The 17,130-nt window shown below is 54.9% G+C and carries 18 protein-coding genes; 13 read left to right on the top strand and 5 right to left on the bottom strand.

The window, feature by feature from the left end; all coding sequences use genetic code 11:
* Nucleotides 1–170: 170 nt before the first annotated feature.
* Nucleotides 171–755 carry a DUF4351 domain-containing protein gene (locus G7K71_RS07855; RefSeq protein ID WP_166344740.1) on the top strand — a complete coding sequence of 195 codons (585 nt, stop codon included), beginning with the start codon at nt 171–173 and terminating at the stop codon, nt 753–755.
* A gap of 311 nt (nt 756–1,066) precedes the next feature.
* Here G7K71_RS07855 and G7K71_RS07850 read toward each other — a convergent pair whose 3' ends face one another.
* Together G7K71_RS07850 and G7K71_RS07845 are read right to left on the bottom strand one after the other, a co-directional pair.
* Nucleotides 1,067–3,049, bottom strand: coding sequence for a copper amine oxidase N-terminal domain-containing protein (locus tag G7K71_RS07850; protein ID WP_166344738.1), 1,983 nt, complete (start codon nt 3,047–3,049; stop codon nt 1,067–1,069).
* A gap of 249 nt (nt 3,050–3,298) precedes the next feature.
* On the bottom strand, nt 3,299–3,466 hold the full coding sequence (locus G7K71_RS07845) for a hypothetical protein (RefSeq protein WP_166344736.1): 168 nt from the start codon (nt 3,464–3,466) through the stop codon (nt 3,299–3,301).
* A 215-nt stretch (nt 3,467–3,681) separates the two neighbouring features.
* Between G7K71_RS07845 and G7K71_RS07840 the strand changes: the two genes are divergently transcribed.
* From G7K71_RS07840 to G7K71_RS07820, 5 genes are all read left to right on the top strand, one after another.
* Nucleotides 3,682–3,972 (top strand): hypothetical protein, encoded by a 291-nt coding sequence (locus tag G7K71_RS07840; RefSeq protein ID WP_166344734.1) that lies wholly within the window; start codon nt 3,682–3,684, stop codon nt 3,970–3,972.
* A gap of 18 nt (nt 3,973–3,990) precedes the next feature.
* Nucleotides 3,991–4,284, top strand: a complete 294-nt coding sequence (locus G7K71_RS07835) for a type II toxin-antitoxin system VapC family toxin (protein WP_166344732.1) — start codon at nt 3,991–3,993, stop codon at nt 4,282–4,284.
* 98 nt (nt 4,285–4,382) lie between these two features.
* Nucleotides 4,383–4,649, top strand: a complete 267-nt coding sequence (locus tag G7K71_RS07830) for an AbrB/MazE/SpoVT family DNA-binding domain-containing protein (protein WP_313884909.1) — start codon at nt 4,383–4,385, stop codon at nt 4,647–4,649.
* A gap of 2 nt (nt 4,650–4,651) precedes the next feature.
* Nucleotides 4,652–4,822, top strand: coding sequence for a hypothetical protein (locus G7K71_RS07825; protein WP_166344728.1), 171 nt, complete (start codon nt 4,652–4,654; stop codon nt 4,820–4,822).
* A gap of 20 nt (nt 4,823–4,842) precedes the next feature.
* Nucleotides 4,843–5,430 carry a Uma2 family endonuclease gene (locus G7K71_RS07820; RefSeq protein WP_313884908.1) on the top strand — a complete coding sequence of 196 codons (588 nt, stop codon included), beginning with the start codon at nt 4,843–4,845 and terminating at the stop codon, nt 5,428–5,430.
* Between the two features lie 52 nt (nt 5,431–5,482).
* Here G7K71_RS07820 and G7K71_RS07815 read toward each other — a convergent pair whose 3' ends face one another.
* Entirely contained in the window at nt 5,483–5,854 is a 372-nt protein-coding gene (locus G7K71_RS07815; protein WP_166344724.1) for a hypothetical protein, read from the bottom strand.
* Between the two features lie 385 nt (nt 5,855–6,239).
* On the opposite strand from G7K71_RS07815, the gene G7K71_RS07810 reads away from it, so the two are divergent.
* From G7K71_RS07810 to G7K71_RS07800, 3 genes are all read left to right on the top strand, one after another.
* Complete coding sequence (locus G7K71_RS07810) at nt 6,240–7,667, top strand: ISLre2 family transposase (RefSeq protein ID WP_166344722.1); 1,428 nt, start codon at nt 6,240–6,242, stop codon at nt 7,665–7,667.
* 338 nt (nt 7,668–8,005) lie between these two features.
* On the top strand, nt 8,006–8,527 hold the full coding sequence (locus tag G7K71_RS07805) for a hypothetical protein (RefSeq protein WP_166344720.1): 522 nt from the start codon (nt 8,006–8,008) through the stop codon (nt 8,525–8,527).
* Nucleotides 8,514–8,882, top strand: a complete 369-nt coding sequence (locus tag G7K71_RS07800; RefSeq protein ID WP_013824393.1) for a nucleotidyltransferase family protein — start codon at nt 8,514–8,516, stop codon at nt 8,880–8,882. The genes G7K71_RS07805 and G7K71_RS07800 overlap by 14 nt, the downstream gene beginning before the upstream one ends.
* A 306-nt stretch (nt 8,883–9,188) precedes the next feature.
* Here G7K71_RS07800 and G7K71_RS19830 read toward each other — a convergent pair whose 3' ends face one another.
* Entirely contained in the window at nt 9,189–12,539 is a 3,351-nt protein-coding gene (locus G7K71_RS19830) for a S8 family serine peptidase (RefSeq protein ID WP_166344718.1), read from the bottom strand.
* Between the two features lie 203 nt (nt 12,540–12,742).
* Here G7K71_RS19830 and G7K71_RS07790 point away from each other — a divergent pair, with 203 nt between their 5' ends.
* Nucleotides 12,743–13,024, top strand: coding sequence for an AbrB/MazE/SpoVT family DNA-binding domain-containing protein (locus G7K71_RS07790; protein ID WP_013824395.1), 282 nt, complete (start codon nt 12,743–12,745; stop codon nt 13,022–13,024).
* A gap of 129 nt (nt 13,025–13,153) precedes the next feature.
* Here G7K71_RS07790 and G7K71_RS07785 read toward each other — a convergent pair whose 3' ends face one another.
* Nucleotides 13,154–14,278: an RNA-guided endonuclease TnpB family protein gene (locus G7K71_RS07785; RefSeq protein ID WP_166344716.1), complete on the bottom strand. Its 1,125-nt coding sequence runs from the start codon at nt 14,276–14,278 to the stop codon at nt 13,154–13,156.
* Between the two features lie 112 nt (nt 14,279–14,390).
* Between G7K71_RS07785 and G7K71_RS07780 the strand changes: the two genes are divergently transcribed.
* The 3 genes from G7K71_RS07780 (at nt 14,391) to G7K71_RS07770 (ending at nt 17,047) form a co-directional block, all read left to right on the top strand.
* A complete protein-coding gene (locus tag G7K71_RS07780) occupies nt 14,391–14,780 on the top strand; it encodes a type II toxin-antitoxin system VapC family toxin (RefSeq protein ID WP_073167482.1) in 390 nt (129 codons plus the stop codon).
* Between the two features lie 345 nt (nt 14,781–15,125).
* A complete protein-coding gene (locus tag G7K71_RS07775) occupies nt 15,126–15,782 on the top strand; it encodes a sigma-70 family RNA polymerase sigma factor (protein WP_166344714.1) in 657 nt (218 codons plus the stop codon).
* A 47-nt stretch (nt 15,783–15,829) separates the two neighbouring features.
* Complete coding sequence (locus G7K71_RS07770) at nt 15,830–17,047, top strand: anti-sigma factor (RefSeq protein ID WP_166345200.1); 1,218 nt, start codon at nt 15,830–15,832, stop codon at nt 17,045–17,047.
* Nucleotides 17,048–17,130: the final 83 nt, after the last annotated feature.

The raw sequence follows: 17,130 nt of genomic DNA, 5'->3' as shown, positions 1-17,130 counted from the left end.
TCGTATTAAGATTCAGCAGGCAACTCTGTACTCGCCCGCCGTTCTATCCGCTGTTAATGGCGCCGAATGCGTCGTGGGCGCCTACTTAAATTTTACACGGCCCCGGCACATCTATATGTTGCCATCCCGCACCGGCTCTGTTAAGATCAAAGTGGTGATGGTAATGGTAGATGCGTGAGCGGGAAATGACCATGGCCGACGGCCTGGAATACAGTTTCGGTCCGCAAAACCACCTGGATTACCGGTACAGGGCCGTTGACCTGGGAAGCATTGCCCTGGAAGAGATCAAAAATTCAGGTAACACCTGCCTGTATGCACTTTTACCGCTCACCGACCGGAAAAAAAGAAAACAAAAAAAAGAAGAGTTTTTGAGGGAGTGCGTTGAGACCATTGTCCACGCCCCGTTAAACATCGAGGAGAAGCGCCAATCCCTGCTCAGGGCGGAAATTTTCGCTGGACTTGTCTTTGATAAACCGGTCATTGAACAAATCTTCCGGGAGGTGGAAAAGATGCTGAACATCGAAGAGTCGGCCGGCTACAGGAGAATTTTTGAAAAAGGCATGGAGAAGGGTATGGAAAAAGGCCGGCAGGAAACCCTCAGGGAGAGTGTTTTGAAGCTTTTGCATAAAAAGTTCAAGAAAATACCGCGCCCCTATGTGGATAAAATCAAGTCCCTGGATGAATACGCCCTGGGGCTGATTCTGGATAACATCTTTGAAATAAACACTCTCTCCGACCTGGAGGAGTACCTCTAACCGTCACCTTCATCCCGTAATTATCCCGTACCCTCCCCGGTCGGCGCCCTTTACACGTACCCGGTCCCTCCCCTGCACCCGCTTTTCGCCGTGCCCGCTGCATCTTACCGCCGCGGCTCTCCCTTAACGTGTTCAAGCCGACCACCGCCATCCCTGCCGTTTTCAGTACCCACTGGGTTATGGAAAGGGCGAAGGAAAAGGGAATAATCGTGGTTCAGAGCTTCGAATGGTTGTAGCCGACAAATAAAAATTAGCAAAAGAAAAACCGGGCCGGAATCATCATGGGTTCCAGCCCGGTTTGTTTTAGAAGCTTACAGGGTCATCGTGACGGTCTGCTCGGTGGGATCCCAGTTGACCTGGGCACCCAGGGCCTGGGCGACGTAGCGGAAGGGCAGCATGGTCCGGCCGTTGGTGATCTCGGCTTTAACGTCCATGTTGATAGCCACGCCGTTGATCAGCATGACGTTGCTGCCGATGGTGAACTGGACGACCTTGTCGCCCTTAATCAGGGTCACCTTGCCGCCGCTGTAGAGGATGTTGTCAGCAGCCACACCCACGGCCTGGGCGGAGTACCGCACTGGGACGTAGGTTCGGCCGTTCTTGATGTACGGGGCCACATCCATAGTCTGCTCCACGCCGTTCACGGTGAACTTGGTGTCGCTGACTTTGAACACCACGGTAGACTTCTGCTCACCGGGAGCGGGAGTGACGACGTTGGCGAGCTTGGCCTCGGTCGCCACATCGCTGCGGAACTGGGCGTTACCGCTACCATAGTTTTCAACAACCGCGTAACCGCCAACCTTAACCATCAGTGCGCCTTCGGGCACCGTACGGTCGAGGGTCAACTTAATCCCGGAAATCTTGATGGTACTCGCCTTAATGCTTTCGGCCTTTACCGGAATGTTGAGTACCCTGTTTGCCGCATACGTTACCTTATCATCACTGGTGTAAACGGCATCGGTTACCGTAACCTGTTCGGCTTTAATCTCCAGATCCCCGCTGGTCACTTCCACCTTGGGCACAGCGGCAAACTGGACGCCCGGGGGCAGAATAACAGCTATGCTCCTGTTAGTTCCCGCCTTGATAGCTCCACCCTTAGCTTCGGTAATAGTAAGGTCGGGGGCAGCCTGGGCCTGCACGCCGATCTTCACGTCGGTGGGCTGCGCAGACGCGGTCACCGGAGTAATAGCCTTAGCCACGACTATCTTGGCGTCCGGTATCCCGGCACCGCTGACTACCGCCTCGATGTCGCCAGTCCTGCCGGCCTCGATGCTCAACGACATCTTAAATTCGTATTTAGCCTTGCTGCTGCCAGAAGTGCCCTGCACCGTAAAGCTAAACTTGTTATCGTTAATATCCGTCGTCGGTAAATTGTTGGTTGCGTTAGAGGTACTAGGATCTACTAATTTCTGTACCTTTACCCAATCCGGAAGCTTAACCGTTACCTTCCTGTCTTTAATCAAAGAACCGGGGATCTTTTCCTCAATCGTAATTTTATCTGTTTTCTGTTCAAGGATCCCGGCCTTCAGTTCCTTTACGCTGGCAACTGAGACGTTAACACCATAATCATCGTATTTAGCCACCGTGAGTTCCGAAGGGGAAACGGAGGTATTGTTACCGCCTTCCACCGTGGCCACAACATCGCCCATCTTCGCAACATCTTCATCGTCTACCTCAATTGTTCCTGTAATATCGAAGGTCTGAGCAACGCTAGTGTCTCTAGTAGCAGAAACATTTACGTTGAGAACTCGAGAACTGCTCCCGTCAACCGCCGCAGTAACGTCGCCCGTAGCAGGCCCAGCACTGCTCCACTTGAACCCCGCAGGCAATTTTATCTTAACCGAGCTAGTCCCGGACTTCAAAGCCCCCGCCGTGTTTTCACTCAAGCGAATGGTTACTTGTTTACTAAAATCCGTACCAAATGTAGGTACACTTCCCACAAGCGCTACAGTGACGGCACCGCCCGCCGCCCGGGCCACTACCACCTGGCCGGGATCGAGCTGACCGGTGGTGCTGAAGAAGTTAGCTTTAATGTCTCCTGCCGGCTTATCTTTAGCGTCAACCACCATATAGAAATTAACTTTGGCTGCATCAGCACCTGTCGGAGTGATTTCCAGCGTAAAGGATTTGCTACCGCTGGGAATCACAACTTCCTGGCCATCAGTCGAAACTGCAGTACCACCAATATTCACCGCACTAACCGAAGTAGCGCCCTTGTAGACAACTTTGCTGATGGTAAGCTGCGACCCATCACTGGCAAGAACTTCCACCTTCGCGGATGAGGTAGTGTTCAATGCTGGATCTATTTTTACCTGTACGGTTGCTGTTGCTTTACTGCTCGCCGAACTATCAGTCGGATCAAACGGCGATATTGTGGTTATCGGGCTGTAGCTCGAAGCACCAGCCGCCGCCGGGCCAACCATCGGCACCAGCAGGGTTGCCAGCAGGGCCAGGGTGGCCAGGATGGCGATCAATTTCCTGGACTTACGCATCCAGTTTTAACCTCCTTTAGAAAGTGTTTCTTGTTGATTTCTTTCCACGTCTTACCTGGCAAGGGCTCTTCCTGCCGCCCATCCCCCCTTTGCCGTTTTTCCTGTCTCCTGGATCATCCGGGCTGCGATTGGTGCTGCCGCTTTGTTCCTCCGGGTGCAGTGGGCACCCTCATTAACCAGCGAGTCACCGAGGAAGGTATATTCTACATCGCCCGCCATAATTCCTCCTGGACTGGACGGGCTTTCCTCGGTTACCTGGTTAGTTAGACAACCGGAAGGGCGAAAAAGTTCCACCCGGAAGAAAAAAATTTTTTGATGGCCGCCGGCACAATGCAAACATCGATTGCCAAATGGTCTGCGTCAAGGGATATGTTTTTAAAGTTCGTCGCAGCAACACTCTGTTTGATGTATAACCAGAGCCGGGTGTGGTTTTCATGACCCGTGAAGTCCCTGTAGATGATTTACTCAAACTCCCGCCCGGTGAGCTGAAGCAGGTGCTGGATGTGCTTGTCGAAAAGCTTGTTGTCAGGCAGGATCTGGAATTGGCCAGGGAGATCATTGAGCAGTACAGGCCGGCTCTGGAGGAGCTGGCTTCCAGTCAACAGTTCAGTGCGTCGCAAAAAATTCCTGCCGTCCGGCAACATTTTGCCGGAGGAACTACCGCTGAGGAAGCGTACCGGCGCTCCAGGGAGGAACTGGAAAACAGTGCGGCAAATAGTAATTGACGCCAGCGTACCGGCAAAGTGGTGGAGGTTGCCAATGCCCTGCTGGTGGCCTCCCGGCGCGAGCGGATTTCAGAGGAGACGTACCGCCAGGCTGTAAGTTCGTTGTTTGAACTGGCCCTAACCATCCAGCCCCTCGAACAATACTGGGAACTGGCCTTGAAGATGGCGGTTGGACTACCAGATGACGCCGCTTACCTGGCCCTGGCCGCATCCAGAAACGTAAAGCTGGTCACGGGCGACCGCCGCCTGTTCAACGCAGCCGGCGCGCATCTTCCCAGGATCGTCTGGATTGAAGAATGGCAAAGGGAATAGAGAGGCTATCAGATGTGTTGCGCACCCTTCTTTCCTATTGTTTACCGTATGAATTCATGCTAGACTATAGTAAGAAAACCACCAAAGGAGAGATGCATGTGGAGTTCGTATCTCCAACTCCTAAAGGTCAGGTGACAATTCCCAAGCCCATCCGCGATGCCCTGGGTCTCACGTCCAAAACCAAACTGCGGGTGTATGCTGATAGGGGCAGAGTGGTTCTGGAACCTGTGTCTCCCCTGGATAGCCTTCTGGAGGAGCTGGAAGCCGAAGCCCGCCAGAAAGGATATACCAGAGAAGATCTGGAGCGGGAGGTCGAGGCCGTGCGGGAACAACTGATCAAGAAACTTTACCCGGCGGGAGATTAACTGTGCGAGTAATGCTTGATACCAACGTGCTCATCTCCGGCATGGTTTTTTCTGGGCCGGAGCGACGCTTGCTGGAAGTCATTCGAGAAGATCATGTTCTCGTGGTTGACGATTTCCTCCTGGCGGAAACCCGGGAAGTGGCCGTCTGGATTGAAGAATGGCAAAGGGAATAGAGAGGCGGGGAGTGATTTCTGTGACCGGGACAGCACCCAGGGAATCTTCCCTCCGGGGAACACTGACTTACGCCGATTACCTGCAAATGGACGACGGGCGTCACTACGAACTGATCGAGGGGGAACTGGTTTTGACACCTTCGCCCGGTTTTTTGCACCAGCACATAGCGGCCGGCGTCGGCGGGCTTTTACGGGCTTACGTGGATAAGCATAACATGGGGCTGGTATTATTTGTACCTTTCGATGTGGTGCTGGCCGACAACCTGGTTCTGCAACCGGACGTCCTCTACCTTTCCCGGGAGCGCTTTGACCTGCTCACTGAAAATTGCTTGAAAGGCGCGCCAGATCTGGTGGTGGAAGTTCTCTCACCGGCCTCGGGGCGCCGCGACCGGCTGGAAAAAAGCAGGCTCTACCTGAAACACGGCGTGAAGGAGTACTGGGTGGTGGATCCTTCCGCCCAGACCGTGGAAATATTCAGTGCGGGGGAAAAGGGGTGGCTTCTGGCCGGCGCGTACGGCCCGGAAGATACACTTAGCTCTCCCCTTCTTCCCGGTTTCTCCGCCAACGGGGAAAAAATATTCCGCCTGCCTGAAGGGCTGGTGCTGTAATCCCCGGGGCTTTTTTCTTGACCTGTAAATAATGATGCGACCAATGAAAACCTTAGAATGAACCGTGCAGAGCGAAACCGTTAGCGGCCGCAATTTTAAACCAGCGGGCGAGGTTCCGGACATCTTCCCTTGTCAACTCGAGTTCCCTTAAATCTTCGTCGCTTATTTCTTCTGCCCCGGATTCGAGCTTTTCTGCCATTTTTTTCACTTCATCAGGAGCTGTGTAAAAAAAGTATAAAGAATTTCCCGTTACTTCAACGACATAGTCTTCATAAGGGCGGCCGCGAAAAGAGCTTCCGGCACGACCTGAACCTTTGAGAACGATCCCCTCAAATAATTCATCAGGGGCCACTATTGCCTTATTAAGCCTTCTTTCGGAAACAGGTTCTTGCAGGGGATATATGGCGAATACATCGAGTCCCATATAAACCTCCTCCACCAGGCCAACATCAACAGGTAAAACGCCACGGATTTTACGCAGGTGCCCTTTACAGGTATTCCTCCAGCTCGGAAAGGCTGTTGATTTCAAAGATGTTGTCCAGAATCATGCCCAGGGCATATTCATCCAGCGTCCTTATTTTTTCTACATACGGAGCGGGGAGTTTTTGGCATGTCGCCGGTCATCTATATCACCATCTTCATTTTACCAGGTAGTGGTCCGGGAAGCAATTAAAAAGGCCGTAAATCCAATCCCGCTACTAGGCCGTGTAAAATTTCAGTAGGCACCAGAAGGGGATCAGCCCCCTGAAAAATGAGACCTCACGCGCCCAAAAAACACCAAAAATCAAGCTAAAGGAGTGTGAGGTCTCATGCTAAATATTCGCCAAATAGTGGGTGCAGTCCTTCTTTTCGTCACCGGCCTGTTTAAATTAATTGGTGGGTGCAAAGACTTCTATGAACTTGAAAAAGGTATCCATGAGCTTTGTCAGAAAGTCTGCAACCAAATATTCACCTGGGCACTGGAACAGCTCGATACCCGCCTGATGAATGAACGTGACCGGAGCACCTGGAGGGTGGTTGGGTTTCGGGAAAAAACAGCCATCAGCACCTTTGGGGAATTTCCCTACAAAAGGCGCCTGTACAAAAACAAGAAAACCGGGGAAACCAGCTTTTTTTTAGATGAGCTGTTGGGCTGGCCGGAGCGGGCCACGATTACCCCTCGCCTAAAAGAACTGGCTGTCAAACTAAGCACTGAGCTTCCCTTTGACCGGGTGGCGGAGATTTTGAGCTACCTTGCTCCCGGGGTAAGTTCCATGACCATCTGGCAGGCCACCCAGGAAGTAGGCGAAGTTCTCCAACGCGAAGGCCAAGAAAAAAGAGCAGCAGTTTTTGAAGACGGCGAAGCTCCCGGAGGGAAAGAAGTGGCGCCGGAGCTGTGTATTGAAGCCGACGGTGTGATAATCCGCCTGCAAAGGGCAAAGCAGAAACGAGGAGAAATCAAACACATAGTAGCTTACGAGGGTAAGGAGCAAATAGACGGGGATCGCTTCGCCCTGAAAAACAAGCTTGTATTAAGCAGCTTAAATGAAGGTGAGGCAGCCTGGGAAGAAGGTTATGCCGAGATCGGGGGGAAATGGGATTTAAGCCGGGTCCAGAAGATCTACATTGGCGGCGATGGGGCAGACTGGCCCAAGCAGGGAGTGGAATACTTCCCTGGCGCCGAATATCGCTTAGACCCATACCACCTGAGCAAGCATTTAACGGAAGCTCTCTGGTATGATGAAGAAACCTTTCGGAAAGTAGCCGCAGCTATTTCCCGGGGTAACTGGCAGGAAACCCAAGGGGTTCTAACGGAAGCAGCGAAAAAGACCCGAGGTAACCGGAAGAAAAGGATCACCAAGCTTTTGCACTATCTTGAGGAAAACTGGGTGGGGATTGTGGCCTCGGCGGGAGCAAAACGCCTGGGCACCATTGAAGGGCAGATACAACACAACGTGGCCCGGCGGATGAAACGCCTGGGAGCCCGGTGGACCATTAACGGTGGGGACCGGATGGCCCGGATTTTGGCCGCTAAGGCAAACGGGAAGCTTGATAATTATGTTTTGCGATGGCCGGTGAAACACGAAAAGCTGAGAGAATTAGCGCAGAAGCCAGTGGAAAAACAAAAAGCCGGGGATGTGGAAAAATGGTTGCAGGCGACATTACCGGCATTAAAGGGTCCTTTTGCCGACCGGCCGTGGATTAAGTATGTTTTACGGGAACTTGCCCGGCCAGATTTTGCTGCCCTTATTGGCTAACCTGTTCCCTGGTGAGCCTCAGAGGGCTTAAGAGGCAGCGCCGTTAGGGGAGCCTTGACAGCCGGGGTCCCCGCAGGTGGTACAATGGTTTTTGCGACGGGGCGCTGGTTATTATCTTTACCTGTTCCCCGGAGCCGCCCCGTTGGTGGGTTTGTCTGACCACCTGCGGGGTGGATGTCAAGGCCGCTGCCTTGAAGCTAGTGTTTTTGAGCGGTGAGGTCTCATAACGGGAAAATTTTTTGTGGAGATACCTACTAGATCTTGACACGGACCCGCTACTAATACCGGTTAACGGCCCGGAGCGATTGGTGATATAATATTGTTTCAAGAGGTGTTTTATGGTGACTGCCGAACTCCTTGTACTGGAATCCCGCATCCGCCTGGAGTTACAGCAACTGGAACGGCTGAGCGAGGAACTGCAAAAGACGCTAAAGCCCTATAAAAACAGACCGGTAAAAAACACCATCATCCTGCGCGCCCTCGGCTCTATTCTGCACGATTTTTATTCCGGGTGCGAAAAGATTTTTTTGCATATCGCCAAGGAAATAGACAAGACCGCTCCCAAAAGTGAAAGCTGGCACCGGCTGTTACTGGAGCAAATGACCCTGCCTTTGAAGGGAATTCGCCCCCCGGTAATAACCAGCGAACTGGCCGGTGAGCTGGCCCCTTTTTTGAGCTTCCGCCACCGTTTTCGCCACCGTTACGGTTTTGATCTGGAGTGGGAGCGCATGGAATCCCTGGTTAAAGCCATGCCGGATACGGTGGAACATTTTCAGCGGGCAATCAATTCCTTTTTGGATATGCTGGCGGAGGCGGACGACAGGGAACAAAACGGTGGTGATCACCATGGCCTACAGTGAGCAGGATCTGGCTGAAATGCGGGCCGGGCTTTTAAAAAGGCGGGAGCAGCGTAAAAAGGAACTGGCTCAAAGAAAAGAGCTGGCCCTGGCCGCCGCCAAACGGGCCGCCGGTGTAGTCCGCCGGCATGGCGGCTGCCGGGTCTGGCTTTTCGGTTCCCTGGCCGGAGGCGGCCGGTTTGACGAGCATTCGGACATCGACCTGGCTGTGGCGGGCCTGCCCCGGGAGGCGGATTTCTGGCGGCTCTATGCCGATGTACTGGCGGCAGCGGAACCTTTTTCCGTGGACCTGGTGTTGATGGAAGCGGCCGGGCCGGAACTGAGGGAAAACATCCGCCGGCATGGCGTGGAAATTTAGCTGCCCGGCTGCCTTTTCGATGATGCCAGCGCGCTGGTTGATCATTTATCCTGTTCCCGGGCGGCCTTTTCCTACTGCACCGGCCTTAGCATATCGAAGCCAGCTCCATCATGGCCTTTTCCAGCGCGCTGAGCTTTTTAGCCACCGTACTCAAAGGCAACACATCCTTTCAAGGGGGGTGCCTCCATTAAATTAAAGTTGCCCGCACTGTTATAATTTAATCTTATCATGAGAGAACACCTGCCACAACCACCGGAACACAGTAATATAGAAATTTTTGGGGGGCGGAGAAACCGCCCCTTTTTCTTACAGTTCGGTTGATTCGGCGTTGATCACCCGCAGGACCGGTCCGCGCATGTAGATGTTGGGTCCCGGGACGAGGTAACCCTTCACCCGTATATTCCGGCCCAGGTGGGCATCGAGCCACAGGGAGAGGGCCTGATCCGAACGGTCTGCAATCAACACGTAGTTCCTGTCTCCCACGAGCAGCTCGTAGTGCGGCCGCTCGACGGTGCTCATCACGAGCCTGCCTTCCAGGGTGACGGCTTCCTCGAAGAGTCCCAGCCGGTCGCCCAGGCGGGCCAGAAGCGTTGCACACTGCGCCCTGGTTACCATGGACCCGGGTGCAAACAACCGGTCGTCCACGCCCCGCATCAGACCGCGGGCATAAGCGGTGGCCACCGCCTGCCGCGCCCAGGGGGCTATTTCTTTCTCATCGGCAAAGTTTGCCGCAGGAGCACTGCCGGACAACCCGGACAGGCGCACCACTACGGCGGCCATTTCCTGCCGGGTGAGGGTGGCGTCCGGCCGGAAGTTGCGCCCGTCACCCGCAAGCAGCCCGGCCCGGGCCGCCGCTTCCACCGCCCCGTAGTACCAGGCGGACGGTTCAACGTCGGCAAAGGTGGGAGATTCCGGCCGCACTTCGGAGAGGTCCAGGAGTTTCACCAGCAGCGCGGCCAGCTCGGCCCGGGTTACAGGTTTCCCTGGTCGGAAAGTGCCGTCCTCATAGCCGCCAATGATCCCCCGGGCGGCCATGAGCTCGATGTCCTTCTGCGCCCAGTGGGCTCCAGCGTCATTAAAGATCTTTTTGAGGGCGAAGACGGCATAGCTTGAGAAGTGGGCGAGTTCCACCACCACGGTACCCTTCTCCCGGTTAAGCCTGCCGCCCATCGCCACCCAGGTTCCGTCGTCGTTCTGCCGGAAAACCTGAAGCGTCCGCGGGTCCAGGCTTCCCAGCCTGGATGCATCGTATTTGATGCCGACCTTCACCGGTCTGGCCAGGGGCGCGGAAGTTTGGAAGCTCAGCACCGGGCTTGCCGCTATAGCTCCGGCAGGGGCACCGGCCGGAGTTTCCGCGGCCACCGTAACGGTGAGGCTGGCATCTTTGGGCAGTGCACCGGCGGGAATGTCGATGGACACCAGGCCGTTTAAAACTTCCGCCTTTTGGGCTTCACCCGTGGCTTTCAGTTCCGCGGTTCCCGGAGCAGGTTCGACCTTTGGCTGCGGAGCCGGAGCACCGCCGCCGCCACCACCGCCGCCTCCTCCGCCACCACTGCCACCAGTGGACGAAGGCAGGGTGTTAACGTGGGCGAGGACCTTCTCCAGGTTCAGCGTGCCGCCGGAGGAGACCAGTCCGTTCAGGGAACTTAATGTAGTTACATTATCCTTCAATATTTTTATCAGTTCGGCAGGGCCGAGGTTATTGCGCAGGGACAGGGCCAGCGCCGCCCCGCCGGAAACAAAGGGCGCGGCCATGGAGGTGCCGTCCCAGGAAGCGTAAGGCTGCGGGCGCAAGGCAATTTTCGCTGCAGGTGAATCCACCAGGAAAAGGGAGAAATATGCGGGAAGAGCAAAGTCATAAAAAACCCCCTCGTACGGTTCCGCCAGGCCCCCGGCGGCCAGCAAATTGTACGATTGACCGGTCATTTGAGCATGAAGATAATTATTCACAAAATCCCCGGCACCGGCAGCTGCAGCCCACCCGCTTAAGAAAAGCCTGCCCCCGTTTTCCAGGTAGCCAGCCAGGTAGACCTGGTCGTTCACCGTCAGGTTCGGGCTGTCAACAACCAACCCCGGACCATCTTCCCAGTGCCAGGCGCTCCCCAGCGCCTGGCCGGTGAACCAGAGCACGCCCGCATAGGCCGCCGCATCCACCGGAGGACAATCTCCACCGTAAGCTACCCGGCAGGTTGTGTAAACGTAGCCTGCCGTGGAGAGAGCGTTAAGATATAAGTTGCTTACATCGGGCAGAGTTAAAGGTCCGGATGGCGTATCTATTAGTTTACCCGACTGGTCGTCATCCACCACCAGCAGGGGCCTGTCCATTGTTTCCTCAGGGGTTATGCCCAGGAAGTTGTATACAGCCCGCACCATACTGTCATAAACCGCACCGGCTGTACTCAGTGCCTCCGCGCCGAAGCCCCATAACATCACCCTGTCTCCATAGACTTCGTCGTAAACCGCCAGGGCCACTCCGGTGTCACCAAAGGTGGGCACGGTGCTTAAAATGCCTTCCCCCGGGGCGGCTAAAGCAACGGACTTCAAGCCGTAGTTCGAGAAGCTAGCAAGGGCCCCTCTATTGGGACCGACCGGATCTGCCAGCGCCGCCACGCCGATAATGTTGGGCAGGGCCGGATATGTAACGCCGTCTATTACGTTATCCATACAGAAGCCGGCGGGATAATACGTGCTGGTATCGTTATCCTGTCCTTCGTTTCCGGCAGCAGCAATAAAAAGTATGCCCGGGTGATCTTTGATGGCATTGTACATGAGCAGGTCAAATTCAGGAGTCTCAAAGCTCATATTTACCACCCTGGCCCCATTTTTTGCGGCATAATCGATAGCCGCCACAATGGCCTCCGTGGTGAAAACGCCGTTACGATCCGCCGCCTTGAGGGCCATAATCTTTACACCCGGAGCTACTCCAACAACACCCTTTCCATTGCCGGCAACGGCAGCGATGATCCCGGCCACATGGGTGCCGTGGCCCAACTCGTCCATGGGATCGTTATCCGGCCGGGAATTGAGAAAGTCACTGCCGATGAAATCATATCCTGCCGTATCATCAACGTAACCGTTGCCGTCGTCGTCCGTGCCGTTATTAGCCTTTTCCCCGGTATTGCGCCAGATGTTATCCTTTAAATCAGGATGGTTATAGTCAACCCCGGTGTCAATGACGGCCACAATGATGCCCTCTCCTGCAGCATCATTCCACGCACGTGGAGCCTTTGTGCCATAGACTTCATCCACCAGGCCCCATTGCAAGTTGTAGAGAGGGTCGTTTACATTCACCTCACAAACGCGGTAGATATAGTTCGGCTGTACATATTCCACCCGGGGGTCTTTTTTCAGTGCTTCTATTGCCTTTTCCACGTCCTCATCCGTTTTAAAAAGCGAAGCGCCATCCGGCAGGGCCTTCTTTTCTGCCAGACCCAGCCCCCGGTGGGCGGTAAACAGCCGGCTTTTGGCTTCTGCCGTCTTAACCCCCGGCTTGAACTTGACGATTACCTCACCCGGCACATAGGGCGCCGGTGCCGCATTCTTCCCGCCCTTAGCACCGGGTAGAAAGGGCAGAGGGCTCGCGAACGCCGGTCCTGCTACCGCAGCCGCCAGCAGCACGGCGGTCACCATGGTGGCCATGGCCTTGCGAAACTTCAACACATTCATCTCCTTCCCCCGCAATAGTTGCTCAAAAAAGCAACTTCGATGTTTTCTATGATTTTCCTTCAGCTTAATCCGGACAATTTTGTGGATAAACGCAGTAATACGCAGGGTAAAAGGCCAGGGCAACGTTGCCTCTGCCCTACCTGGTATGATATGATGATAAAAGTAAAGCAAGGTAAAGGAGTGCAGTCGTATTTATGGAAACACATGTGTCATCCAAGGGACAAATCACATTACCTGTAATGGCTAGAAAAAAACTGGGCCTGAAAACAGGTGATGTCCTGCATGTAAGTCTTGTAGGGGAAGATAAGGTGGTTTTGGAAAAGAGGGCCGGGGCAAAAGTGAATTCCCAAAAGGCCCTGGAAATTATACGCGAAACGGCCGGGGCCTGGAAAGAAATGCAGGAAACCGGGGAAGCCTTCACGCGAAGGCTGAGAAAAGAAGATCAAAAGCGTTTGGAGGCGCTCGGTCTTGAGTGACATCCTCCCCTCAATTAATTGAGGGGCATCCCGACGTGGGATGGCAGCTTTCGCCGCAGGTTAGCCAGCATTCCCCGGATGACCCGGATCATCACCTTGGCCTTAAGGGGTGTCACGCTCCCCTTTCTCTCAGAGACGTGCCCCGAGAGCATCAAGCGCTTTAGCGGCGATATTCAGTGCTCCAACCCTATCGGCATCAGATTGGTAGCCGCATCTTGTGCATTTAAACCAGCCCTGAGTCTTGCGGTTGTAGCGGGAAACATTCCCGCACCGCGGACAGGTCTTGGAAGTCTCCTTGGGGTCGACGTAGATTACGGGCACCCCGGCAAGGGCGGCCTTGTATCCGATGAATGAAGCCAGCTCCCGAAAGTTCCAACCCGACATCATGCGGTTGAACTTCTTGGAGCCTTTGGCCCGTTCACGAATACCCAGCAGGTTCTCCAGGGCAATGGCTTTACCTTCAGCTTTTGCTATTTCCACAATACGTTTGGAAATACAGTGGTTGATATACCGCATCCATCTTTGTTCACGACCCGATTCCTTCTTGACGCGGGAAAGCCTGCCTGCTTGCTGAAGTGCTTTACGCCGCTCTGCCCAACGTTCTTTTCGCCACCTCACCTGTCGTCCGTCGAAGAATACGTTGTTGGACAATACAGCAAGTTTTACGATGCCGAAGTCGACCCCGATTACGCCGCACGGCTCGTTGGGACATGTTTCGTAGACGAGGGATATGGCTGCGTACCACTCGCCGCTTTTGTCTCGCCATATCTCCACAGACCCTTGACGGCAGGAACTTCCTGCCAGATCCTGGAGCCTTTTGGCGTGGTATGTGGAAGCGGCAAGGGGTACGGCTATCTGGCTCCTACCGGAGGAAACGGGGAATTTGATGACCCACGTGCCGGAGGGAAGTTGGTGGAGGGAGTAGCAGTCCTGCCGCACCATTACCGGAACCGTTTTCTCAAATTTGGGCAGGCTGGCCTTTTTGCCCCTTTGTTTGCGGGAAAGGTAGGAGCGCCTGACGGACAGCGCTTTGAGCATGGCGCACTGGAGCGTGCCCCGGTTGAGGTCGAATAACTCACATGCCTGCCGGTAGGTTTCACGGTTTAAATGTGCCCGGCTGGTAGTATTCAAAGCTTCGGCCTTCTCCAGGAACCAGAAGCACGCTTGGCGGTAGATTTCCAGCATGCGGGTCATCTTCTCCAGCTTGCCCTTGTTGGGAGACAGGAGCTTGATTTTGAGGGTTACCGTCTGCATCCGACATCTCCTCCGGTCTGCTTAAATTATAGCACAGCCGGAAGAATAAACCAAGCCGCCATTCATCCCCCGATTAAAATCGGGGGCATTCTGGCGGTATTTTTATAAATTAATGCTTGATACCAGTGTGTTGATTGATCACTTGCGCAATTACAAACCGGCAACCGAATTCCTGGAAACCGTATTTGGCAGTGGCATCCCGGCCATTATTTCCGCGGTAACTGAAATGGAATTATATGCCGGGAAAAGCCTCCAGAACAGGACGGCAGAAGATGCCGTACAAAAGCTGCTGGAGCTGCTTGATGCTGTACCGGTAACCTCCGGCATCGCCCGGCGGGCGGGAATATTGCTGCGGCAATATCGTCCAAAGGGCTTAACACCCGTTGATGCTATTATCGCCAGCACGGCAATGGAGCAAAAAGCCACCCTTATAACACGGAACACCAGGCACTTCCGTATGATTGACGGGCTGCTGGTTTTCGACCTGCCAGCCGGACAATAAATTAGCCGTGCCACTACCGCAGGGATGGCCCGGCCCGTTTTTCATAGTGTTTCATAATTTCTCCATAGTTAACCATATTTATTGTTTCAATGGTTAACCAATTGCCCCGCAGGAGGGAACATGGTATTATATATGAAATAAAACCGTATGATGCCCGGTTTGGAGGTAATTTCCTTATTCTGCTAAGCAATGGCGGGAAAGTTACCTCTAAAATAATCCGGCATCGCGTACAGAAATAATGAAAAATTTTTTGCCCCAACCCTTTGCCGGTTGGAACTTTTGTCCGCAAAAAGGTGTCTAACAGGTAAGACGAGGTTTGGGGCATCTGGCAGGAGTGGCTTCCCATTGGATGCCGTCAAACACCTGATACAGCGTTCGCAAAAACAGGATCTGGTGGCTTTTGAGCAGCTGGTGCAGATGTACCAGCAAAGGGTATACAGCCTGAGCTACCAGTTAACCGGCAATCATGCCGATGCCCAGGATCTGGCCCAGGAGGTTTTTATCCGGGCATTCCGCTCACTGGACGGCTTCCGTTTTGAGGCGGATTTCGGCACCTGGTTGCACCGCATTACCGTTAACCTGTGGCTGAATATCAAACGGCGGCGCGGTAATGTGACCCTAATTTCACTGGACGAACCGGTACATACCTCTGACGGGGAAGTTACCCGGGAGGTGGCGGCCGCTGCCGGCGACCCGGAGGAGGAACTGGAGGAAAAGGAATTCCGGGGCCTGGTAGGCAGAGCCTTGAAGGAACTGCCCGGCGAACAGCGGGCCGTGCTCATCCTGCGTGAAGTGGAAGGCTACAGCTACGATGAAATTGCCCGGATGCTTGATCTTTCCCTGGGCACGGTAAAATCCCGGCTGAACCGGGCGCGGGACGCCCTGAAGAAAAGAGTATCCGCCCTGGCGGAAGAAGCGGGAATGGCGTTACCGGGCGGGAAAAGCAAGCACGGGCGGGCGGTAGTCTTAAAAGAAGGGACCGGCGCAGGCCGGACCAGGTGAGTTGCCTTATCAAAGGTGTGTGGATGTGCAACAAGAAGGTGAACACCATGAAATGCCGGGAAGCGAGACAACTTTTTTACCCCTGGCTGGACGGGGAACTGGCAAAAGAAGAGGCCCGCCGGCTCCAGGAACACCTGCGGGAGTGTCCCGCCTGTGCCGGGGAACTGGCAGACTGGCAGGCCATAACCCTGGCGTTAAGGGGCATGTCCAGAGCGGTGGCGCCGCCGGAAGGGTTTAGTGCGCAGGTAATGTCCCGGCTGAAAGAATCCGCCGGCCCGCTGCCCGGAGCCGGACGGAGAAAGGACGCCACCCGGAGGGTATGGACGCCCGGAAGCTGGTGGCAGGGGCTTTCCGGCACCTGGCGCAAAGGAGTGGCGGCAGCGGCCGCCGCGGTCATATTGCTGGCGGGTTCCGCCAGCTTTGCCGCCCGCTACTGGTGGCCTCCGGCGGGGCTGAACGGTTTGACCGCGGTGGTGGATAACTCCGGGCAAAGTGAACTGACCCCGGGCAGCGGTAATGCAATAGTAAAGACGGATAAGCCGGGCGGGGATGTGCCGGCAAATTCAAACAACGAACCCCGGGAAACCCAAACCCCCGGTGAACGGGAAAACGCGCCCGGCGGGCCCCGTGACAGGGTCGATAAGACAAACAATGATGACAATCGTTTCCATGAGCCGGCTGCTCCCGGCCGGGCTGCAAACGGGGAAGGACAAAAGAGCCGGCCTGAACAGCCCCGGCAAAGTGACAGTAAACAGGGCGTCGCCATCGCGGCAAACACCGGACAATCCGCAAGCAGCAGGGCGGGTAGCGGCGGCGCCGTTGAACCGCGGGTATTCCTGAACCAGACCCGCACCATTGAAAGCACGCTGTTAAAGGTGCAGGTGGCCGACCTGCAGGCGGCGAAAAAGACGCTGCTTGCCGCAGCCGGAGGAAGCAGCTACCAGAGCTTCGGCCGGCAGCGGGTGGATGGGCATACGGTGGAAATCCTGCGCTTTGTGGTTCCGGTGGAGCGGGCCACGTCCTTCACCGCCACGGCCTCCGGCCTGGGGCGGGTGATGGACCGGCAGCAGCAGAGCCAGGACATTTCCCAGCAGTTCGCCTCCACCCTGGACCGCTACCAGGCCCTCATAGCCAAACGCAACCAAATGACCGAAGAAGCCGATATCGCTGCCCTGGACCGGGAGATCAAGTCCCTGGAACAGCAGCTGGCTGCGTGGGACCAGGAAGCCGGCCAGCAGGTAGTGGTGGTGTGGCTGCAGGAGTAGCAGGGAATTTTAAACCGGGTTTAGCTTAATGTTGAACCCGGTTTTTTGTTGACTTTCAAAGCTGGAGAAGTTTAAAATATACG

It is taken from the genome of Desulfofundulus sp. TPOSR, from assembly GCF_011393055.1.
Classification (GTDB): Bacteria; Bacillota; Desulfotomaculia; order Desulfotomaculales; family Desulfovirgulaceae; genus Desulfofundulus; species Desulfofundulus kuznetsovii.
The sequence above is the reverse complement of the archived record's forward strand: the minus strand, read 5'-3'. Positions and strand labels throughout refer to the sequence as shown.